The 5778-nt window shown below is 43.6% G+C and carries 5 protein-coding genes and 2 pseudogenes; 2 read left to right on the forward strand and 5 right to left on the reverse strand.

Annotation, left to right across the window (positions count from 1 at the left end; genetic code table 11):
• Positions 1–311: pseudogene (locus tag F6K38_RS33745) on the reverse strand (restriction endonuclease subunit R); the annotation flags it as partial.
• Positions 312–642: 331 nt separating this feature from the next.
• Between F6K38_RS33745 and F6K38_RS33750 the strand changes: the two are divergent.
• Positions 643–1215, forward strand: coding sequence for a Uma2 family endonuclease (locus F6K38_RS33750; RefSeq protein ID WP_287295714.1), 573 nt, complete (start codon positions 643–645; stop codon positions 1213–1215).
• Positions 1216–1364: 149 nt separating this feature from the next.
• Here F6K38_RS33750 and F6K38_RS33755 read toward each other — a convergent pair whose 3' ends face one another.
• The 4 genes and pseudogenes from F6K38_RS33755 to F6K38_RS33770 all read right to left on the reverse strand — a co-directional run bounded on the left by F6K38_RS33755 (position 1365) and on the right by F6K38_RS33770 (position 3630).
• Positions 1365–1562 (reverse strand): hypothetical protein, encoded by a 198-nt coding sequence (locus F6K38_RS33755; RefSeq protein WP_131826880.1) that lies wholly within the window; start codon positions 1560–1562, stop codon positions 1365–1367.
• A gap of 137 nt (positions 1563–1699) precedes the next feature.
• A pseudogene (locus F6K38_RS33760) lies at positions 1700–2011 on the reverse strand (C1q-like domain-containing protein); the annotation flags it as partial.
• Between the two features lie 36 nt (positions 2012–2047).
• Positions 2048–3442 carry a bactofilin family protein gene (locus F6K38_RS33765; RefSeq protein ID WP_008190251.1) on the reverse strand — a complete coding sequence of 465 codons (1395 nt, stop codon included), beginning with the start codon at positions 3440–3442 and terminating at the stop codon, positions 2048–2050.
• A 56-nt stretch (positions 3443–3498) separates the two neighbouring features.
• On the reverse strand, positions 3499–3630 hold the full coding sequence (locus F6K38_RS33770) for a hypothetical protein (RefSeq protein WP_008190253.1): 132 nt from the start codon (positions 3628–3630) through the stop codon (positions 3499–3501).
• A 659-nt stretch (positions 3631–4289) separates the two neighbouring features.
• On the opposite strand from F6K38_RS33770, the gene F6K38_RS33775 reads away from it, so the two are divergent.
• The gene (locus tag F6K38_RS33775) at positions 4290–5759 is read left to right on the forward strand and encodes a putative Ig domain-containing protein (protein WP_287359463.1); all 1470 of its coding nucleotides are present in this window, start codon (positions 4290–4292) and stop codon (positions 5757–5759) included.
• The last annotated feature ends 19 nt before the right edge of the window (positions 5760–5778 follow it).

Genomic DNA, 5778 nt, shown 5'->3' on the forward strand with positions numbered 1-5778 from the left:
TCATCTTTATCTTCAATGGGTAAAGACACTTCATACTCTGCTTTAACTTTAAAAGGCGGTTGGTAAAATCCTGCCAAATCCAATAAGGGAGAAACAACAACCATTTTAACTAGGTCTTCTAGTACCAAATCTTTAGACAAGTACTTGTAATTCGCTTTTGCTCTATCGAGCATTTGCCTTTCTATTTCACTTAGTTGGGGCAGGTTTTCCACGCACTCTGGGAAAAACTCCGGGTCAATTACTTCTTGGAGCTTAAATTTATCTTCTACGTCACTAAGGCTGAGTTTTGATGGAGAAATAATAGTAGCCATAATGATTTATTTTGGTTTACAGACTCATTTTTCCATTATATCTTAAATAAAACCTGTGGCATTATCGGGTGCATCAAGACAGCGACTCGTGCGGTTTTAACCGCTGTGATACCTACCACCTTGGGAATCGACTAGTTCGACGTATTGCATTCGCCTTTCGCCTAAGCAATTATATGACTTTGCGGCAGTTATGGGTAACTTCAGATCAGGGAACTTCGGATCAGTGGAGAAGAATTGACGGAAACAGTATCATAAAACCAAGAAGGAAAGTACCTGACCCGATTCAGAATTGCTATAGTATGGTCACATCTGTTTCTGGAACTAGCTGCCAATGGTAAAGATAGCTGCCTTACCTTTGACTCTCGAAGAGTTTCTGGAACTCCCAGAGACCAAACCCCCTAGGGAATATATCAATGGTGAAATTACCCAGAAACCAATGCCTAAAACTCGCCACTCCAGACTTAATATCAAGTTGACGAGTACAATTAATACTGTTGTTGAGGAAGAGCAAATTGCCTACGCTTTCCCAGAGCTACGATGTACTTTTGGCGGACGGTCAATTGTTTCCGATCTAGCAGTTATTCGCTGGAACAAGATTGAATTTGATGATGAAGGAGAGCCTATAGATGATGTGTTTATTGCTCCAGATTGGACTATTGAAATTATCTCTCCCGGCCAGAGTTCAAACCGAGTAACAGGTAACATTTTAAATTGTCTAAGACATGGTTCTCAACTAGGATGGCTAATTGATCCTTACGACCGCTCGGTCTTGATTTTTCTACCTAACCAACAACCGGAATTGTGTCAGGGAAGTGACTCTCTAGTGGTGTTAGATGGTATCGACCTTCAGTTGACAGCAGAGGAAATTTTTGGCTGGTTGAAAATGGGAAGTTCAGCAACATAAGGGAGTAGGGAGTAGGGAGTAGGGAGTAGGGAGTAGGGAGTTTTGATTAAGCTCAATTAAGGGCGATGTTCCGTTCGCGCAGCGTCTGGCACTGCCAGTAAGGAACCGCTTCGCGATTGGCCGTAGGCCACGCTACGCGAACGCATTATCTACCCAACAACCGGTAGAGTTTTTCTTCCGGGTCTATAGGGTTGATCATACTGTTGAAGGTTAGTCGGTTGAAGGTTAGTCGGTTGAAGGTTAGCTGGTTGAAGGTTAGCTGGTTGTTCGCCTTTGGCGTTCCCGAAGGGTAGGTTGTCTGTCAGAATGCAGAATCTAGAATGCAGAATGTAGAATGTAGAATGCAAAATGTAGAATTCCAAATTCTCAATTCTCAATTCTCAATTCTTAATTCTTAATTCTCAATTCTCAATTCTACATTCTTAATTCAAATACTCCCTACTCCCTAAAAGCCACAAGGAAGTTCAAACTGCTATATTACCAACTATTGACCAATCAGGAATCCCAGAAAAGAACTATAAGACACAGTAAAGGTACTTTTGTCTACACCTTCTAATCTGACATCGACACGGTCTTTAGGATCTAATTTCATCATTGCTGTTATCGATTGTGCTGTGAGATTTTTAATCAGCCCAGGTTCGAGCACAATAATCGTTGTATTATTGTCATTACTATCACCATTATTATAAATGCCCACAATCACACCATCGCCGTTACCATTACCTCCAGAAAATTGTAATGTGGCAGCAAAAAAGTAATAGCCTGATCTGGGGGCGATAAACGCATTGCTTTTATCATCAAAAACCTGGTAATGGTCATTCCTTTCAACAAATTATATGACATGGGTTCCTGAACTTTTAATATTTTGACCATCAAATTTTATGTCTGCATAAAATTTATATCCTGTTGCTGTGCCTCCGTCTGCAACAACACCCTGACTAATTTTGTTATCAACATAGGCTTTTACCGCCCTTTCGGTGGGTACGGCTGAATCACTGTTACCTTTAAGATTTTGATCATTGGAAAACTCATTGACTGCTACACCCAATTGCAGCTTCAGATTACCATTAACATCTAGATTTGCCTGTGGACTGGTTTTGTTAATACCAAGTCTGCCATTATTGGTATTGAAGTGCATCTTGATATTGTTAGAATTATCCTCAGGATTATTAAAATCACGGATGTAGAGATTATCATCAACGGCTATATAAGCCTGTCCACCGTAACGATAGAAGGCACCATCTTTATTTATATGCTGAGTGCGACTAAATCCACCCACATCAAGGGCTTGGGTCTTGGTAATCCCAGCAATGGTTAGGTTACCGGCAACTTGAAGGTTGCTGTTATCTAGAATGACTTGCCCAGTGCCTTTGGGACGAATCACAATATCTTGGCTAGCATTACTGCCAATCGCTTCAATACGGTTATAGCCAATCCCAATGCCTTGGGTGAGATTTTGGGCATAGAAGGCTCCAATATCAGCAGTTATCTGATTGTGGCTAGCTCTAACTCTGAGTTCACCCAGTTCAACATGAAGTTTCTTCTCTGGAGTGTCTATAGCGATACCAACATTGCCATTAACACTCAGGTCTTCGGCTATGTTCACACCATTAGCTATTTCCAGTTTCCTGGATGAATTTTGCGATCGCACTGTGCCATGAAAGGTAATCTGATCTTCATCCTGGTCTCCCAGTAACACATCTCCCGGTTGATGTTCAACGTCCCGAGCAATTACATCGCCTCGAAATGTTACATTTCCCTCTACCTCTAGATTCCCGGAGACTGTCACTGCTCCATTTAAATGGGTATCTCCCCCATCAACCTTAAGCTTGTAATTCCCTGGTTGTGTTGTGCCAATCCCAACCTTACCCTCAACGGTCAGGTTTTCCGAGACGTTTAAGGCATCCGCTATCCGCAGTGACCCAGATGAATGTTGCGATCGCACTGTGCCATAAATAGTCACTGTATCTTGATCGCTATTCCCTAGGGTGACGTTATCACTGACGGTTAGAGCACTCTCAATGGTCAAGGAGCCAGTCATGGTACCCCCGGATTGACTCACTACTCCAGTCAAGGGAGAGAAAATAGCGCGACGGTCTTCTACCAATTCCCACTTGCTGCCATCACAGCGCAGTAGGGCTAAGGGAGAGTAGTGATGACTAATGCCGTGGGGATGGGCTTTGTCTTGACTCCATTCAACGGTCTGTGAGGTTCGCGTCGGAATCAACCAATAATCCCCAGTTCTGTAGTTTCCGGATTCAAACTTAACTTCTAGGTCATTGTTTAACTGGATATATCCTTCATTACCTTTTCCATTACCGCCAACAGCGCCCGTAGGGGTTCCCCTTGGGCAAAATCTCGCTGCCGGTAGATCGCAGGTAATAGATTATATAGCCCCTCGGTTGATTGGTTCATCTTAGGAATACCATTGGTTTTTCACCAGGGAGCTCATCGAGAAACAGGACTTACGCATGCCCCCGTTGGTCCCCCACTGTCAAAAAGCGAAGCATCCGCGCTCTTCCCCCCCAGTATTGGGGGGTTAGGGGGGCAGGGGACTTTGACATCATTCCCCCCCAAACTTGGGGGGTTAGGGGGGCAAAACCAACTAAACTTCGTAAGTCCTATAAAAACTCAACAGTCAAAAATAACAGGATTTGATCAGATGCGCATCTTATGGTATTAAACAAAATATCTTCTCAATAAGGGGAGGAGGAAAGGTAATTGATAATTCCTGAAACCCTTATCTATCAAGATACACGAGCTTGTAAATCAAAAAAAATATCTAAAAAGCCTAAACTCCTATAAAATTAGAGTTTGGGCAAAATTTAAGATCTGCAAAGCCTTTGACCATACTTTAGCTACGGTTTCCACAAAGGGGACCATTGAGCTGTTTGCAGTTACTTGCAGCAAAACACAACAGGGCTACTCACACGTAGTACCGGATTAATCTGTAAACCATTAGTTGGAGGTGCAGCGGAAAGGGGCTGAGTGCGGTATTGCGTCCACACCTTGAAAGCCCCGTGCTAACTCTCACCCTTAGGGTGTAAGTGGTGTATTCTGCTGCGAAAATTTTGATGAAAAAAATCCGTATTGTTCTGTGGGCGGCACTATTGTCTTGTGCCATGCTCATGATTCCACAGCCAGCTCAGGCGATTGAAAGCGTAATCGAGCCGGTCAGTTACTTTGATACTGGCACAGAGGATTGGATCGTTGTTGACCTCAATGATCAAGAATTTGACCCCGAACAGTCTAGAATCTGTGGATTCATCACTGGTGGCTACATTCATAATGATGATCAAGTCGGTGATGGACCCTACGATTACGTTGCCCCCGAGAAGTTTGTTGGTGACAAATCCAGTTTTTTCAATGGAAACCTCAGGTTTTCTGTTCAGGTTAATTTGGAAAATAGCGATCAGATTACCGAGGATATCAATAGTTTAAATAACAGTTTAACAAATGGTTTAACCATAAGTGGTGGTGGTTTGGAACTACAGAACCATGTATCGACGCCCACTATAGACCAATGGACTCCCTACACCATACCTCTGAATGCAGAGGGTGGATGGATAAAAACTGACAGCAATGAAGCAGCGACGAATTTAGAGATAATGCAAGTGCTGACAGATTTGGATTATTTAAAGATTAATGGCGATTGGTTGACAAATACCAACAAAGACCGTTCCAGTCTCGACGAAGTTCGCTGGGAAAACTGTGGATCTCTCTACGTCTATGAACCCCCAAATAATTCTGCCCCTGTAGTGGCTAATCCCATTGGCGCTCAAAGCATTAACGAGAATGAGCCTTTTACCCTGACAATTGGGGAAGCAACATTTAGCGATCGCGATGGAGATAGTCTGAGCTTTAGTGCAACCATACCGAGCTGGTTGAATTTCGATGGCACTACGTTCAGTGGTACTCCCAGTAGCGAGGACATTGGCACAACCACAATTACTGTAACAGCGTCTGACGAGCTATGCAAAACTGTCAGCAATGGGTTTGAAATTCAGGTTAACCATGTTCCCGTGCCTACTGAAATTGCTAATTCAGTGGAGGATTTTTCTGACACTCAAGGAGAGCATAACTGGTTCTATGGCTACTACGATGGTTCCCTGACCAGTGCTGATTTCCATGAAATGCAGCAATACACTAAGGGGTCCTGGAAAGTGAAGCAAGGAAAATACTGGACTGAGCTATCTAGCACTATTGCTCATCCCAACGGTCCCAAAACCAGCGGTAGACGGCAAAGGGTTGAGCAGTGGGGAGTTCGTCGCTGGGTTAGTGACATTGAGGGGGAAGTTACGTTCAAGGGTCACCTGGCCAAGAAAGACCGTCGTACTGCCAGCGATGGTGTGATTGCCTATATCTTTGTTGATGGTACTAAAATTTGGTCTGATGCAATCGATGGCAGGGATGGTTTTGGGGTTGATTTCACTGTATCCAGCACAGTGCAAAAAGGGTCGGTAGTTGACTTTGCCCTGGCACCTGGCAATAGCGACTTTTTTGATAAGAGCATATTCACTATGAGCATCATTGGTTTGTTGTAGAGCTTAAGCAGTCAGCGGT

The organism is Moorena sp. SIO3B2, assembly GCF_010692525.1.
Taxonomy (GTDB): domain Bacteria; phylum Cyanobacteriota; class Cyanobacteriia; order Cyanobacteriales; family Coleofasciculaceae; genus Moorena; species Moorena producens.